This window comes from Telluria sp. Soil_C_11, from assembly GCF_057657395.1.
In genome coordinates this window covers 191,980-207,293 of sequence record NZ_JBDGIN010000007.1, presented here as the reverse complement: position 1 = coordinate 207,293, position 15,314 = coordinate 191,980, and the positions used below count along the sequence as shown (strand labels likewise).

Annotated in this window: 14 protein-coding genes; 6 read left to right on the top strand and 8 right to left on the bottom strand. The window is 68.9% G+C overall.

Features of this window, described 5'->3' with window-relative positions:
* Positions 1–8 precede the first annotated feature (8 nt).
* Positions 9–719, bottom strand: coding sequence for a lipid-binding SYLF domain-containing protein (locus tag AC3A6M_RS14145; RefSeq protein WP_487853352.1), 711 nt, complete (start codon positions 717–719; stop codon positions 9–11).
* A 109-nt stretch (positions 720–828) separates the two neighbouring features.
* Between AC3A6M_RS14145 and AC3A6M_RS14140 the strand changes: the two genes are divergently transcribed.
* On the top strand, positions 829–1,200 hold the full coding sequence (locus tag AC3A6M_RS14140; RefSeq protein WP_487853351.1) for a DUF2784 domain-containing protein: 372 nt from the start codon (positions 829–831) through the stop codon (positions 1,198–1,200).
* Between the two features lie 8 nt (positions 1,201–1,208).
* On the opposite strand, the gene AC3A6M_RS14135 is transcribed toward AC3A6M_RS14140, so the two are convergent.
* On the bottom strand, positions 1,209–2,579 hold the full coding sequence (locus AC3A6M_RS14135; protein ID WP_487853350.1) for a universal stress protein: 1,371 nt from the start codon (positions 2,577–2,579) through the stop codon (positions 1,209–1,211).
* A gap of 18 nt (positions 2,580–2,597) precedes the next feature.
* A complete protein-coding gene (locus tag AC3A6M_RS14130) occupies positions 2,598–3,446 on the bottom strand; it encodes a universal stress protein (RefSeq protein ID WP_487853349.1) in 849 nt (282 codons plus the stop codon).
* A gap of 142 nt (positions 3,447–3,588) precedes the next feature.
* Between AC3A6M_RS14130 and AC3A6M_RS14125 the strand changes: the two genes are divergently transcribed.
* Both AC3A6M_RS14125 and AC3A6M_RS14120 read left to right on the top strand, forming a co-directional pair.
* Positions 3,589–3,888: an antibiotic biosynthesis monooxygenase family protein gene (locus AC3A6M_RS14125; protein ID WP_487853348.1), complete on the top strand. Its 300-nt coding sequence runs from the start codon at positions 3,589–3,591 to the stop codon at positions 3,886–3,888.
* Positions 3,889–3,980: 92 nt separating this feature from the next.
* On the top strand, positions 3,981–6,209 hold the full coding sequence (locus AC3A6M_RS14120) for an NADP-dependent malic enzyme (protein WP_487853347.1): 2,229 nt from the start codon (positions 3,981–3,983) through the stop codon (positions 6,207–6,209).
* 52 nt (positions 6,210–6,261) lie between these two features.
* On the opposite strand, the gene zwf is transcribed toward AC3A6M_RS14120, so the two are convergent.
* Positions 6,262–7,728 carry a glucose-6-phosphate dehydrogenase gene (zwf, locus tag AC3A6M_RS14115; RefSeq protein WP_487853346.1) on the bottom strand — a complete coding sequence of 489 codons (1,467 nt, stop codon included), beginning with the start codon at positions 7,726–7,728 and terminating at the stop codon, positions 6,262–6,264.
* 223 nt (positions 7,729–7,951) lie between these two features.
* Here zwf and AC3A6M_RS14110 point away from each other — a divergent pair, with 223 nt between their 5' ends.
* Positions 7,952–8,860, top strand: a complete 909-nt coding sequence (locus AC3A6M_RS14110) for a DMT family transporter (protein WP_487853345.1) — start codon at positions 7,952–7,954, stop codon at positions 8,858–8,860.
* Between the two features lie 135 nt (positions 8,861–8,995).
* On the opposite strand, the gene AC3A6M_RS14105 is transcribed toward AC3A6M_RS14110, so the two are convergent.
* From AC3A6M_RS14105 to AC3A6M_RS14090, 4 genes are all read right to left on the bottom strand, one after another.
* Positions 8,996–9,868 carry a DUF4232 domain-containing protein gene (locus tag AC3A6M_RS14105; protein WP_487853344.1) on the bottom strand — a complete coding sequence of 291 codons (873 nt, stop codon included), beginning with the start codon at positions 9,866–9,868 and terminating at the stop codon, positions 8,996–8,998.
* 35 nt (positions 9,869–9,903) lie between these two features.
* A complete protein-coding gene (locus AC3A6M_RS14100; protein WP_487853343.1) occupies positions 9,904–10,746 on the bottom strand; it encodes a DUF1906 domain-containing protein in 843 nt (280 codons plus the stop codon).
* A gap of 139 nt (positions 10,747–10,885) precedes the next feature.
* On the bottom strand, positions 10,886–11,887 hold the full coding sequence (locus AC3A6M_RS14095; protein WP_487853342.1) for a response regulator: 1,002 nt from the start codon (positions 11,885–11,887) through the stop codon (positions 10,886–10,888).
* Positions 11,884–13,212 carry a sensor histidine kinase gene (locus AC3A6M_RS14090; protein WP_487853341.1) on the bottom strand — a complete coding sequence of 443 codons (1,329 nt, stop codon included), beginning with the start codon at positions 13,210–13,212 and terminating at the stop codon, positions 11,884–11,886. The genes AC3A6M_RS14095 and AC3A6M_RS14090 overlap by 4 nt, the downstream gene beginning before the upstream one ends.
* A 219-nt stretch (positions 13,213–13,431) precedes the next feature.
* On the opposite strand from AC3A6M_RS14090, the gene cqsA reads away from it, so the two are divergent.
* Positions 13,432–14,670, top strand: coding sequence for an alpha-hydroxyketone-type quorum-sensing autoinducer synthase (gene cqsA / locus AC3A6M_RS14085; RefSeq protein WP_487853340.1), 1,239 nt, complete (start codon positions 13,432–13,434; stop codon positions 14,668–14,670).
* A 211-nt stretch (positions 14,671–14,881) separates the two neighbouring features.
* Entirely contained in the window at positions 14,882–15,268 is a 387-nt protein-coding gene (locus AC3A6M_RS14080; RefSeq protein ID WP_487853339.1) for a DUF1622 domain-containing protein, read from the top strand.
* Positions 15,269–15,314: the final 46 nt, after the last annotated feature.

Genomic DNA, 15,314 nt, shown 5'->3' with positions numbered 1-15,314 from the left:
GGATATTTCTACTTGCCCAAAACCTTCCGTAAGGCATCGGCCTGGGTATTCATCTCGGTGCTGTCGATCGTCTGCAGCGCCGTCATCGTCTTGCCGTAGTAGGCCTCGTTCAGGCGCTGGTTGAAGCGGATGTCGTTGAGCGCCAGGGTCGCGGCATTGCCGAACAGTCCCTTGCTGCCGGACCAGGCCACCACGTCGCCGGTGACGGTCCCCTGGGCGAGACGGGTGAAATTCACGACGGTGATCCCGGCGTCGGCGCTCAGCGAGAAATTGTTACGGTTGCGGAAGTGATCGACGGCCTTCTGGTTCATCAGCAACAGGGCGAAGGGACCGCCCTCGACGCCCGCCTGCAGGCCGACGCTGATCCCGCCGATGTTGAAGAAGGCGGGGTTGCCCCAGCTGCCGTCGCTGCGCCTGACCATCAGCACGCCCGGGCCGCCTTCGCCGCCGATGCCCAGCGCCGCACGGCCGTAGGTGGGCACCACGTAGACGCCGCGCGCCTTCGCCAGCAGGTCCGGCATGCCGGCTTCCCGGTTCATGGCCGTGACCACGGCGACGGCGTCGCTGATGCGCTTGACGGCGGCCTGCTGGCGCCGGGTGGCGGTGTCGTTGCTGGCCGGGCTTGCCGCCCGGTCCTGCTTGACGGCGGGGTTGGCCATGGCCGGCGACAGCGCACACAGCAGGAGCAGGGCTGCAGCGGCGGGGATTTTATGTGGCATGTCGTTCTCCTTCCTGCGGTTCACATGCAGAATAAGTGGGTGATATGTCTGGCGTTTGATGTCGATCAGTCGTGCTGTCCACCTGTATCGCAGCGGGTACACTGAAACCATGCTCTACCGTTTCCTCGCCGATGCCGTCCTGCTACTGCATGTCGGCTTCATCCTGTTCGTCGTGTTCGGCGCGCTGCTGGTGGCGCGCCGCCACCGCTGGCTGCCCGTGCACCTGGTGGCGGCGGGCTGGGGCGTGCTGGTCGAGGCTAGCGGCGCGGCCTGCCCGCTGACCTGGGCCGAAGTCTTTTTCCGGCAGCTGGCCGGGGAGGCCGGCTATGAGGGCGGCTTTGTCGACCATTACCTGCTGCCGCTGATCTATCCGGCCGGCCTGACGCGTGGGCTGCAGCTCGGGCTGGGCGTGGCCGTGCTGGCCATCAATGCGATCCTCTACCTGTGGATCTGGCGCCGGCGCGCGAGCGGGCCAGCCTGATATCCCGCTCAGTGCACCAGCAGGGCCGGGATGCGCGCCTCGGCCAGTACGGTGCGGCTGGCGCCGCCCAGGCACAGCTCGCGCAGCCGGCTGTGGCCGTAGCAGCCCATCACCAGCAGGTCGGCGTCCAGCTCGTCGGCCACCGACAGCAGCGCGTGGCCGGTATCGCCGCCATAGTCGGCGACGCAATCGCGCACCAGCACGGTGGCGTTCACCCGGTGCCGTCCCAGGAAGCCGAGCAGTTCTTCCTGCTGGGCCGCGCACTCGGCCGGCGCCAGGGCCGGACCGGACAGCATGGTGACGGTCACCGCGTCGGCCCGGCGCAGCAGCGGCACCGCGGCGCCCATCGCGGCCGCGGCTTCGCGGCTGCCGTCCCAGCCCAGCAGGATGCGGCGCGCCACGCCGGTCTCGGGCGGATCCACGCCGTACGGGATCACCAGCACCGGCCGCGGGCTGTTCAGGATCACGTAGTCGGGCATGCGCAGGACGTGGTCGGACACCGATTCGGCCGGGTCGTCCTGGCTGACCACGACCAGGTCGGCGAAGCGCGACAGCATGGCCAGGCCGTCGTCGGCTTCGTCCGGCACCAGCCGGGTCTCGTGCGGGACCCCGCGCTCGCTGGCGATCGCTTCGAAGCGCGCCAGCGCCAGCCGGGCGTTTTCCGCCAGCGGATCGAAGCAGGCCGCGCTCAGGGTGCCGGGACGCGCCTGGTAGCCGTCCGGGAAGATGGCGCGCGAAACGCCCATCATGGCGGCCCCCAGCAGATGGGCGCCGTGCTCGCGCGCCAGCAGGGCGGCGGCGTGGATGCGCGCCGGCGCATGGCGCGACAGGTCGGCGTGGACGAGGATGGACTGCAGCGACATCGGAATCTCCATCGGGAAGGCGAAGGGTTCGGGCGCGGCGTGTTCGCGCGCGCGGCGCGGCGGGCGCGGCGGCGCGGGGTGGGGCGCACGCGCGGCGCGTCCGCGCATGCGCGGCGGGCCGGCCGGCGGTGGCAGCTGGTGCGGCAGGGCCAGGTCGGCGCTGATGCGGTGCAGGGACAGGATGTCGGTCAGCGCCGCCACCAGCTGGCGCGCCAGCCCGAGCTGGCCGGACTCCACCTGCGGCAGCGTATGGTGCAGGGCGGCCAGGATCGCGGCGTTTTCCTGGCGCTGCTCATGCACCCGTTCCTCGAGCCGCTTGACGCGGCAGGCTTGCATGACGGTTTCTTCGTGCCGCAGATGGGCTTCGACCTCGGCGATGATGTCCACGTAATCGTGCGCAAACGTCGCGTCCGGCGCGCCTGCGCTGCGCGCCAGGCGAGTGCACAGCAGGCGGCGCGCGTGGCGCAGCGCGGCGGTATAGGCCGGCGGCTGGATGGGCGGGCGATGCAGCCTCATCGTCTCTCGATCGTTCCCTCAATGCGCGATCAGCAGCGGCACTGGCGCGCGCTCGAGCAGCTCGCGCGTCGTGCCGCCCAGGATCCACTCGCGGTAGCGGCTGTGGCCGAAGGCGCCAGCCACCATCAGCCCGGCGCCGTAGCTTCGCGCCATGGCGCACAGCGCGTCGCCGGCCGTCGCGCGGGTGTGCTCGACCACGACCTCGACCTGGACGCCGTGACGCGCCAGCCAGAGCGCCATGTCGGCGCCCGGCTGTTCGCCGTGCAGGTCGGACAGCGCGTCGGGATTGACCACGGCCAGCTTGACGCTGCCGGCCTGCGCCAGCAGCGGCAGGGCGGCCGTGATCGCGCGCAGCGCCTGGTTGCCGCCGTCCCAGGCCGCCACGGTGGTGCCGGGGAGCGGGTCGCCCTGGTAGGCGCCGGGCACCACCAGCACCGGCCGCGCGCCGCGCAGGGCCACGTGTTCGGGCAGGCCGCGCGTGCGCACCAGCTGGCCGGGCTCGGCGCCGCCGTCCTGGCTCAGCACCACCAGGTCGGCGTAGCGCGACTGCAGCAGCAGGGCGTAGCGTGGATCGTCTTCGATCAGGCGGGCTTCCGGGTTCGTCACGCCCAGGTGGGCGGCGGCTTGCCGGAAGGCTTCGAGGTGCGCGGCGGCGGCGTCGCGCAGGCCCTGGAAGTCGTCGCCGATCACCGGCGCCGTCATGCCGCCGGTCAGCAGGCTGTAGTCCATCAGGGAAAGGCCGGTGGCGCCGCTGCCGACCAGGTGGGCGCCGTGCCTGACGGCGAGCAGGGCGGCTGCGCGCAGGCGGCTTTCCTGCCGGGCGTCGCCGTCGATGTGGACGACGATGGTCTTGTACATGGTGTACATGGCGGTTCCTCCCAAAAGAGGTAAGGCAAGTATCACTGTATGCCTTATGAAGGCGGCTGTCATCACCGGATTCGCGCCGCCGCCGCCGGGCCCGTTGTGCTGGCATAATCATGGGCCCATCTACTGAACGAAAGGAAGCGACATGGTGCTGGAAAGTGCGGAAATCCTGGTGAAAGAGGGCATGGAACAGGCGTTCGAGGACGGCGTGCGCCAGGCCGCGCCGCTGTTCGCGCGGGCGCGGGGCTGCGGCGGCATGCGCCTGCAGCGCGGCGTCGAGAACCCGCGCGCCTACCGCCTGCTGGTGGAATGGGCGACGCTGGAAGACCACACCGTGCATTTCCGCGGCAGCGAAGACTTCCAGGCCTGGCGGGCCCTGGTCGGCCATTGCTTCGACGGCGCCCCGAACGTCACGCATTTGTCGACGGTGCTGCACGCTTTCTGAGCGGCTGCCGGTGCCGAACCGGGCCGCTGCGAGCGCAATTCGGCCGTTTCTGCGACTATAGTGCCCATTCGATAACGCAAGGAGATTCACCGATGAGCACCGAAAGCAGCCTCGATAGCGGCATCCAGGAACCGGGCAAGGACGCGCAGCTGCGTGCCGACGCCCTCGACTACCACCGCAGCCCTGTGCGCGGCAAGATCGAAGTGGTCGCCACCAAGCCCCTGTCGAACCAGCGCGACCTGTCGCTGGCCTATTCCCCGGGCGTAGCCTATGCCTGCGAGGAAATCGCCGCCGACCCGGCCATGGCCGCCGAGTACACGTCGCGCGGCAACCTGGTGGCCGTGATCTCGAACGGCACCGCGGTGCTGGGCCTGGGCAATATCGGCCCGCTGGCCTCGAAGCCGGTGATGGAAGGCAAGGGCTGCCTGTTCAAGAAATTCGCCGGCGTCGACGTGTTCGACCTCGAGCTGGCCGAGAACGACCCCGACAAGCTGATCGACGCCATCGCCATGCTCGAGCCGACCGTGGGCGGCATCAACCTCGAGGACATCAAGGCGCCCGAATGCTTCTACATCGAGAAGAAGCTGAGCGAGCGCATGAACATCCCCGTCTTCCACGACGACCAGCACGGCACCGCCATCATCTCCAGCGCGGCCCTGCTGAACGCGCTGAAGGTGGTCGGCAAGGACATCGGCAAGGTCAAGCTGGCCGCCTCCGGCGCCGGGGCCGCCGCCATCGCCTGCCTCGACATGATGGTGAGCCTGGGCGTCAAGCGCGAGAATATCTTCGTGACCGACTCGAAGGGCGTGATCTGGCAGGGCCGCGACGCCAGCATGGAAGCCAACAAGGCGCGCTTCGCCCAGCAGACCGAGGCGCGCACGCTGGCCGACATCGTCAGGGACGCCGACGTCTTCCTCGGCTGCTCGACCGCGGGCGTGCTGACCGGCGAGATGGTGAAAACCATGGCCGACCGTCCCGTGATCCTGGCGCTGGCCAACCCGGAGCCGGAGATCCGTCCGGAAGTGGCGAAGGCCGCGCGCCCCGACTGCATCGTCGCCACCGGCCGTTCGGACTATCCGAACCAGGTCAACAACGTCCTGTGCTTCCCCTACATCTTCCGCGGCGCCCTCGATTGCGGCGCGACCCGCATCACCGAAGCCATGAAACTGGCCTGCGTGAGCGCGATCGCGGAGCTGGCCGAAGCCGAGGCCAACGACGCCGTGGCGGCAGCGTACGCCGGCCAGGACCTGTCCTTCGGTCCCGACTACATCATCCCGAAGCCTTTCGATCCGCGCCTGATGGCGGCGATCGCGCCGGCGGTGGCCGCCGCCGCGGCCGCGTCCGGGGTGGCCGCGCGCCCGATCGCCGACATGGACGCCTACCGCGAGCGCCTCGCCGCGATGATCTACCACACCAGCTTCTTCATGCGCCCGGTGTTCGCCAAGGCGCGCGCGAATCCGCGCAAGGTCGCGTATGCGGAAGGTGCGGATCCGCGCGTGCTGCGCGCGGTCCAGACCGTGGTCGACGAAGGCCTGGCCAAGCCGGTGCTGATCGGCCGCGCCGCCGAGGTGGAACAGGCGATCCGCGCCGCCGGCCTGCGCCTGCGCCGCGACGCCGACTACACGCTGGCCGAAGCGGACGGCGATACGACCGCACGCGGCACCGCGATGCTGGCCGGCGGCGAGGTCGACGCCCTGATCTGCGGCATGAAGGGCAGCTACGACAGCCACCTGGAGCACGTGCAGCGCGACATCGGCCTGGCGCCCGGCGCGACCACGATGGCGGCGATGAACGCGCTGGTGCTGGACAAGGGCACCCTGTTCATCACCGACACCTACGTCAACGACCAGCCGAGCGGCGCCGAACTGGCGGCGATCGCGCGCCTGGCGGCCGACGAGCTGCGCCAGTTCGGCCTGGAGCCGAAGGTCGCGCTGCTGTCGCACTCGATCTTCGGTTCGTCGAAGCGCCCGTCGGCGCAGCGCATGCGCGAGGCGCGCGAGATCCTGGCGCGCGACTGCCCGGAACTCGGCGTGCTGGGTGAAGTGCATGGCGACGCCGCGCTGGACGAGAGCATCCGCGCGATCTACCTGCCGGCCGGCCTGACGAGCTTCGAAGGCAGCGCCAACCTGCTGGTGATGCCCTCGCTGGACGCCGCCAACATCACCTTCAACATCCTGAAGGTCTCGTCCGGCAAGGGCGTGACGGTGGGACCGATCCTGCTGGGCGCGGCCAAGTCGGTGCACATCCTCAGCCCGAGCGCCACGGTGCGCCGCATCGTCAACATGACGGCGCTGGCCGTCGCCGACGTCAAGGCCGAGTAATACCGCACGGGGATTTGTGACGCCCGGTCACAAATCCCCGCAGACGCCTGCCTTATTCCACCCAGCTGAAACCGTCGCGCGCCAGCAGCGCGAACGACTCGGCCGGACCCCAGGAGCCGGCCGCGTAGGCATGCGGCTTCTCGCCCAGCGTGCCCCAGCCTTCGATGATCGGGTCGGCCCATTGCCAGGCCGCTTCCAGTTCGTCGCGGCGCATGAAATGGGTCAGGCGGCCGCGCACGACGTCGATCAGCAGGCGCTCGTAGGCTTCGGCGCGTCGCTGCTGGAAGGCCGATTGCAGGTCGAGGTTCAAGGCCACCTGCTGCATGTGCATGCCGCTGCCGGGTTCCTTGGCCATCAGCTGCAGCTTGATCGCTTCCTCGGGCTGCAGTTCGATCACGAGGCGGTTGGCCACGCCGCCCGGGGCGTCCGGGAACAGCGGGAAGGGCGGATTCGTGAACTCGATCACGATCTTCGACGAGCGGCGCTGCATGCGCTTGCCGGTGCGCAGGTAGAACGGCACCTTCGACCAGCGCCAGGTGTCGATGAAGGTGCGCAGGGCCACGAAGGTCTCGGTCTTGCTGTCCGGCGGCACGTTCTTCTCTTCGTGGTAGCCCGGCACTTCCTGGTTGCCGCTGACGCCGCGGGTGTACTGGCCGCGCACGGTGTCGCGCGCGATGTCGGCCAGGCTGAAGCGGCGCAGCGAGCGCAGCACCTTCAGCTTCTCGTCGCGCACGGCGTCGGCGTTGAGCGAGGTCGGCGGCTCCATGGCGACGATGCACAGCAGCTGCAGCAGGTGGTTCTGGACCATGTCGCGCATCGCGCCGGCGCCGTCGTAGAAGCCGGCGCGGCTGCCGACGCCGACTTCCTCGGCCACCGTGATCTGCACGCTCGAGATGTTCGGCGCGCGCCACAGCGGTTCCAGGATCGAGTTCCCGAAGCGCAGCACCATCAGGTTCTGCACGGTTTCCTTGCCGAGGTAGTGGTCGATGCGGTAGATCTGGGATTCCTCGAAGTGCTTGCCGACCGCCTCGTTGATCTCGATGGCCGAGGCCAGGTCGGTGCCGAGCGGCTTTTCCAGCACCACGCGGGCGTTCCCGTCGACCAGGCCGGCGGCCGCCAGTTTTTCGCAGATGGTGGTAAACAGCGATGGCGCGGTCGACAGGTAGAACACGCGCTGGGCGCCCTGGCGCGAGGCGGCGGCGAGCGCGCCGAAGTCGGGGGCCTGCTGGACGTCGAGGCGGACGTACTCGAGCAGTTGCAGGAACCCGTCCCAGGTCTTCTCGTTGAAGTTGGCCTCGGCGATGAAGGAGCGCGAATGCTCCTGCACGTGGGCCAGGTAGGCGTGGCGGTCGTATTCCTGGCGGCCGGTGGAGATGATGCGCGTCGAGGGCGGCAGGTTGCCGTGCAGGTAGGCCATGTACAGGGCCGGCAGCAGCTTGCGCATCGCCAGGTCGCCCATGCCGCCGAAGATGGTCATGTCGAGGGGGAGGCCGGTATCCGATTCTGTCGAGAGGGTCATGTCGTGTTCAGTCAAAGAAGTTGAAGTGGGCGCTGAGCCGGCAAGCTCCATACGGTAGCAGAAGGGCGGCGCTTGCGCTTGGCCGTGCCGGCTTGTGGCCGGGCGGCTGAGCTGCGCGGTGTTGCCTTGTCAAACCGCATAGCTTACAAGCTGATCGGGATTTAGGGAACCTCGTACGGTGCCGTGGTTTAAACTGGGAAAAAATATCCGTGGGGACGGGACGATGAGCGAGCACACCGAAGACACCCTGCCGGCGCGCGCGGCGCTGCGCCCGGGTCTGGCCGCCGCCGGGCTGACCACGGTGGCGATGCTGGCGTTCGCCGCCAATTCCCTGTTGTGCCGGCTGGCGCTGCAGCAGGACCGGATCGACCCGGCCACCTTCGGCGCGGTGCGGCTGCTGGCCGGCGCGCTGGTGCTGGCCGCCATCGTCCGGATCGGACGCCGGCCGCAGGGCGGGGATGGCGGCTGGCGCTCCGCCGCGCTGCTGTTCGCCTATGTGGCGCTGTTCTCGTTCGCTTATGTCTCCCTGGCTGCCGGCAGCGGGGCGCTGATCCTGTTCGGGGCGGTGCAGTTGACCATGCTCGGCGCCGGGCTGCTGCGCGGCGAGCGCTTCGCGCCGGCGGGCTGGCTCGGCCTGTCGCTGGCGATGGCCGGGCTCGCGGTACTGCTGTTGCCGGGCGCGGCGGCGCCGTCGCCGGGCGGGGCAGTGCTGATGGCGGGCGCCGGCGCGGCCTGGGGCGGCTATTCGCTGCGCGGACGCGCATCGGGCAGCAACCCGGCCGATCCGCTGGCCGCCACCGCGGCCGCATTCATCCGCGCGGCGCCGCTCGGCATCCTGCTGGCGCTGGCGTTCGCGGCGCGCCTGCACGCGGATGCGCGCGGGGTGGCGCTGGCGGCCGCGTCGGGCGCGCTGACCTCGGGGCTGGGCTACGTGGTCTGGTACGCGGCGCTGCGCCGGCTGACCGCCTTGCGTGCGGCGGCGGTGCAGTTGTCGGTACCGTTGATCGCCGCCCTGGGCGGGGTGCTGCTGCTGGACGAGGCCTTCACCCTGCGCCTGGGCGTGGCGGCGCTGGCGATCCTGGGCGGCATCGCCCTGGTGCTGGGCAGCCGCGCGGGGAAGCGTCCCGGATAGCACCGGCGGCGGGCGCTTCTGCCGGTAATATGCAACTAACCGACAGGAAAATGCAAGGCATACCAAAAACCCGGCCACCAGCGGCCCGGCCGGCGGCGGCATCTGCTTGCCGCCGGCCGGCCGGGCTGATTGCACTCAGCGCAGGCCGATCATCTTGCCCACGCCCGGACCGCCATCCAGCTTCCAGCTCAGCTTGCCGCTCCCGGCGGGCAGCCCGGCCGGCACCTGGACCTGCATGTCGAAGCTGACGCTGCCGTTTGCCGGGATCTGGCCGCCGGCCCCGGCGCAGTTCAGGCGCGCCGTCGTGTCGGCGGACTTGCCGTCGGCGTACACCGACTGCGTGTAGGCCGGGCAGGCGGCCAGCGAGACCGGGGCGGCGCCGGGGTTGCTCAGCGTGACCGTGTAGCGGAGCAGGCCGCCGCGGACCGCCTCGTCGGGGGCGCTGAGGCTGCCGGTCAGCTGGCTGAGCGCACCGCTCGCCTTCAGCGCCATGGCGCGCGCCGCGGCTTCGCCCTGCACGCGGTCGAAGCGCATCACGGTGGCGCGGCCGCACAGGGTGTCGACGTGGACCCCGTCCAGGATCTTCAGGCCGCCGCCGGGCAGGGCAACCTGCAGGCGCTTGCTGATTTTGCGCTGCGGCTTGTTGGCGGCTTCGCAGCTGCCGGGCGTGCCGAGCAGGACGATCGCTTCTTCGCCGGGCGCGAGCTCGATGCGCGTGCTGGCCAGTTGCGGCGCCTGCTCGCTGGCGCCGACCGTCTGCGGCGCTTCGTTGGTGGGCTGCAGCTGGACGCTGGGGAAGCCCGGCAGCTGGCAGGCTTCGCCGCCGGTGTTGGCGATCCGGATTTCCTGGGTCGCCTGGCCGCGCCAGGCGCCGGCTGGGCCGGCGCTGAGCCTGACGTCGGCGGCGGCGCAGGCGCGCGCGGCGTCCGGTGCGGCGTGTGCGGCAGGTGACAGGCCGAGCAGGGCGAGGGAGAGGGTGGACAGGGCAAGGGAGGAATGGAGATGCATGATGGGACTCCTGGCTGGATGCTGTGGGCGGGCGCTCAGTTGCACGAGCTGGACGAGTTCAGGCCGCCGGTCGGGGCCAGCGGGCCGTTCGCGCAGTTGCTGTCGATGTTCAGGGTCACGCCGCCATAGGTCTCGTTGTGGTCGCCCTGGTACTGCTTCAGGCGCTGGTGGTTGGACCAGGACGTGCCGCTGATGCAGGACAGGGTCGAGGTCGAGGGGTTGCCGTCCCAGTTCGCGGCCCAGATGAATTGCGGCGGGCGCGCCATGGTCGCGAGGTCGCTGAAATAGCTGTTGCAGGCCGAGCCGTAGACGCCGGCCACCTGGGCCGGCGCCACCGCCAGCTGGTCCACCCAGCCCTGCAGGAACTGCTTCACCGCCGCCTTGCAGGAAGCGTCGTTGTTGTAGCCTTCCATGTCGTACACGACCGGGGTGCCGGTGGCGCTGTTGGTGATGCCCAGCGCGACCAGCGCGTTGTAGGCCTTGAGCGCCTCGTCCTTGCCCTGCTGGTAGGCGGTGGCGGTGTCGTAGCTGATGCGGCTGGAGAAGGTGGTGCAGGGCGCCTGCGGACCGACCCAGATCAGGCTGTGGCGCCAGCCCTGGCTGTAGGTGGTGTTCATCCACGACGAAGTCAGGTTCGGCTGCGAGCAGGCGCGCACGGCGCCGCCGATGTAGACGCCGACGAAGCTCCAGGGCGTGTTGGTCCACCATGCCTGCATCTGCGAGGTGGAGGGCGCGGCGCAGGTATCGAAACCCTTGCCATTGGCGGCGCCGCCGCCGCCGGGATAGGCTTGCGCGGGCCGGGGGGCGAGGAGGACGGAACAGGCGAGGAACAGGGGCGGCAGCAGAGTGGCCACCGTCTTGCGGGACAGGGTGTGCATCGATGCGATCTCCGTTGTGGTTGTCAAACCTTATGGGGACGCCGGCGCGCCCGGAACGGTGCACACCGGCAATTCCGTTTCTTGTTGCCCGGTAAATTTAACATTTGAAATTTCCGTACGGCACACGATTGAACCAGGCTCAATCGCCGCCCCCATGCTTGCGCAGGAAGTCCGCGAAGGAGTCCACCGGCCCGTCCAGGATGTCCGGATCGAGCGCGAACATCGCCCAGTAATATTGCTCGCGGCCGTGGCAGGACTGCGCCGGCGCGGTGAAGCGGTGCCATTCCTTGTGGCGGACGGCCGAGTACATGCCGTCGCCGTCGCTGAAGTTCGGCACCACGCGGCGCTGTTCGAGCGCTTCCAGCAGCGAGGGCGGGGCGCCGCCGTCGAGTGCGATCTCGAACTGGGCGTCCATGCTGTGCTCGGTCTCGACGGCCAGCAGCCAGGGCCGGGCGTCGCGGTCATGCATCAGGAAGCCCGGCGGCGACTTGTACAGGTAGTGCTCGACGATCTTGTGGCGCGCGCCGAGTTCGCGCACCAGGGCGCAGATGGCGGGGTCGTTGACGAAGCTGTAGTCGTGCAGGGCCAGCAGCATGCGCAGCGCCTCCGACTGGGCCAGGAAGTAGCTCTCCTGCAGCTCGGTGAGCTCGGCCTCCAGGCGGTCGAGGGCGTGGACGTCGCTCTTGTGCACGTAGCGGTCGATCAGGCCGCGGTTGAAGGCGTCGATGGCGACCCGTTCGTCGGCCACGCCGGTCAGCAGGATCTTCCGGCACGGCAGGTCGCGCACCGTCTCGCAGAATTCGATGCCGTCCATGCCCGGCATCGCGTAATCCACCACCAGCACGGACGGCGTCATGAAGCGCTGCGGATGGCGGCGGATGCCGCACACCTGTTCGACGTGCAGGGCGATGTTGTAGGGCTGGGGCGCGAGGGTGTAGGTGTCGACGCTGGGCGAGAGCAGGCTGGCGAGGGTGGCCGGGGCGGCGCCGTGCTGGCGCAGCCAGGCAATGGCGGCGCCGGTGTCGCTGAAGCCGATGCTGGGAAAGGCGGGACCCAGCTGGAAGCGCAGGCTGTCGAGGAAGCTGGGGCTGTCGTCGACCAGGACGGTCATGGTCGGGTGCTGGTAGATCGGGAGCGTCATGATAAGCCTCGGTGATCAAGGGCTTGCGCGGAAACGGGAGCCGGCGCCGCGTCGGCGGCGCGCCGCGCGGGCGGGAATTCCAGCGCGAACGCGGTGTACAGGTTCTCGCGCGAGCGGCAGCGGATCCTGCCGTGCCAGGCGTGCACGATGTCCTTGCACAGGGCCAGGCCGATGCCGGACCCGGTATGCGCCGGGTAGGAGTAGAAGCGCTCGAAGATGTAGGGCAGCTGGCGCGCCGGGATGCCGCAGCCGCTGTCCATCAGCAGCAGGCGCGGACGCCTGCGGGCGCCGTCGACGATGATCCGCACCTTGCCCTTGCCGGCGCGCTGCAGGGCCTTCAGGGAATTGCGCAGCAGGTTGAGCAGCAGGACGGCGCCGAGTTCCTGGCGGCCGAGGAAGGCGAAGTCGCTGCGCACCACCACCTCCACCTGCAGGCGCTGCTCCTCGCTGGCGAAGGGAAAGCGCTCGATCACCGCATGCACCATCTCGGACATGCAGACCCGCTCGGTCGGCGCCATGTGCTGGTTCATCGCCGCCGCCGACATCAGGAACAAATCGATCATCTGGTTCATGTGGCGCACTTCGAAGCGGATGCGCGCCAGCGCCCCCGGCACGCCGCCCTCCCAGCCGGCGGCGGCGCGCTCGATCCCGCGGATATTCGCGGAGATGCTGATCAGGGGCGTGCGCAGCTCGTGCGACACCATCCCCAGCGCCTGCGCCATGCCGGCCAGCTTTTCGCGCGCCACCATCCGCCGCCCGACCCTGGTCAGGGCCACGATCACGATCGTGAAGACATAGATCGGCGCCTGCTCCAGCACCACCGGCATCGCGTGGAAGCCGGCCGCGGTCGCTCTCGGATCGCCGGTCAGGATGTACAGGACGCAGGCAGCCAGGGCGCCGGTCGCGCAGGACGCCAGCGCCCACAGCGTGTCGAACTGGAACAGCAGGATCAGGGCCAGCAGCAGGGATTCGCCCCAAACAGCCGATCCCTGGTTCATCAAAAACATGTAGCTGAAGAAGAAAGGCATGACATAGGTCACGCTGATGAATTCGTAAACGCGCAGCCACTTTCCCTTGAATTTGCGCGGGAACAATAAAGCCGGAAGGCAAAGAACAAATCCCACGCCACGCAAGTCCAAGCTCTCGTACCTCTGTGGAAACCAGGTTGTCCAGATGAAGTAGTACAAGGGCATGCCGATGCAACCGACCCAGGCCAGGAAGTGCAGGCGCACCACCGCGTGCTCCTGCTGCTGCTCCTGGCGCAGCAGCCACCGCAGCAAGGCTGGCCGGGTCAGGTGATAGCGCGCCCTGATCGGCGCAGTCATGCTCGCGACGCTCCTGTACAGCAGATTCTTCACTCGGCAGCTCCCGGTCGTAGACCGTCCGTTTTCGATACTTGTCACTTCGAAATTGATTTCACTCAATTTTCGGTTGAGCTTGACGGAATCTGCTCAACCCAGATTGATCTCGGTCAATTGTGTGTCGAAGAGGCGAGCTCGACCTTTACGTATTGACACAATTAAATTTTTTTCCGGAGAAGAAGAATGACCATGCTGACTACCAACCAGATCAATGCCCGCCGCGCCAGCCTGCACATGCCGTCCTTCGTCACCCGCAGGATGGATGCCCACCACGTGACCCGCATCGAGCAACTGATGGGCGGCGAGCACGTGCACGTATGGAAGCGGCCGGGGCCGGGGGCGGTCATGCTGGCCGGTAACGATTACCTCTGCCTGTCGAACGAACCGGGCCTGCTCGCGGCCCAGGCCGATTGCCTGCGGGCGAACGGCGGCCAGGCCCTGATGTCGGCGGTATTCCTGCAGACCGGCAGCCTGCAGCACCGGCTCGAGCACAAGTTCGCCGACTTCATGCACGCCGAGGAGACGGTGCTGGCGCAGTCGGGCTGGGCGGCCAACGTCGGACTGCTGCACAGCATCGCCGCGCCGGAGGTGCCGGTCTACCTCGACATCATGGCGCACGCCTCGCTGTGGGACGGCGTGCAGCTGGGCGGCGCCAAGGGCATCCCCTTCCTGCATAACAATATGGATCACCTGAAGCGCCAGCTCGACAAGCACGGCGCCGGGGTGATCGTGGTCGACGCCCTGTACAGCACCGACGGCAGCCTGGCGCCCTTGCACGACGTGGTCGCCCTGGCCGAGAAGAGCGGCAGCGTGCTGGTGGTCGACGAATCCCACTCGCTGGGCACCCACGGGCCGCGCGGGGCCGGCCTGGTGGTCGCGGCCGGGCTCGAAGACCGCGTGCACTTCCGCACCGCCTCGCTGGCCAAGGCTTTCGCCGGACGCGCCGGCATCATCACCTGCTCGAGCCGCTTCAAGCCCTATTTCCTGTCGGAGTCGCGCCCGGCCATCTTCAGCTCCTGCCTGCTGAATCACGAGCTGGCCTGGTTCGACGCCGCCATCGATTTCATCGAACGGGCCGACGCCCGCCGCGCCGCGCTGCGCCGCATCACCGCCGAGGTCCGCAGCGGCCTCGAACGGCTCGGCTACTGCATCGGCGAGGGCAGCGAGCAGATCATCTCGCTGGAAGTCGGCACCGAACCGAAGACCCTGGTGCTGCGCAAGGCGCTGGAGAACCGCGGCATCCAGGGCGCCGTGTTCTGCGCCCCGGCGACGCCGAAGAACCGCGCGCTGGTGCGCCTGACCCTGAACGCCGGCCTGGGCCGGCGCGAGATCGCCAAGCTGCTGGACGCCTGCGCCGACATGCGCGAGGAGGTCGATCTCGACAGCTGGACCTCGACCCTGCGGTGCCGTCGCGTGCACTGACTGCGATCGAAAAGGTGGAAAAACGTGTCCGCCGTCCGTTGCGAACCCGCCGTGCGAGGGCCGGTTCGACTCATCTGCTATCCGTGCGTCAGTCCGCCACGAAATTCAGTATGTTACGAATATTGTTGCAGATTTGGCATCGGCCGTGACAGTGCGCCAGCACCCTTGCAATCCTGGCGGGCCGATTGCATAACCACCAAGGGAGCGGAGATTGTTCGAGCAGGTCGAGGAACAGGTACGGATCTACGTCGAGTGGCTGCGCCTGCTGGTCGAAGCGCTCGGTGCGCTGGTGATCGCCGCCGGCGTGGGGATCGTCATCGTGGCCCTGGCCCGCCACCTGCTGGCGGAACGGGGCGGCAGCTTCGTGCCGATCCGGCTGGCGTTCGCGCGCTACCTGACGCTGGCGCTGGAACTGCAGCTGGCGGCCGACATCCTGTCGACCTCGGTGGCGCCGACCTGGGAGCGGATCGGCAAGCTGGCGGCGATCGCGGTGATCCGGACTGCGCTCAACTACTTCCTCAGCAAGGAGCTGAAGGACGAAAAGGCCAGCGACGAGCCGGCCCTGCGCGGGCAGCCCGTGCCCGGCGTGCGGGACTGAGATGGACGCCCCGGCCAGGTCCTCGCCGCAGCCGCGGATTTGGTAC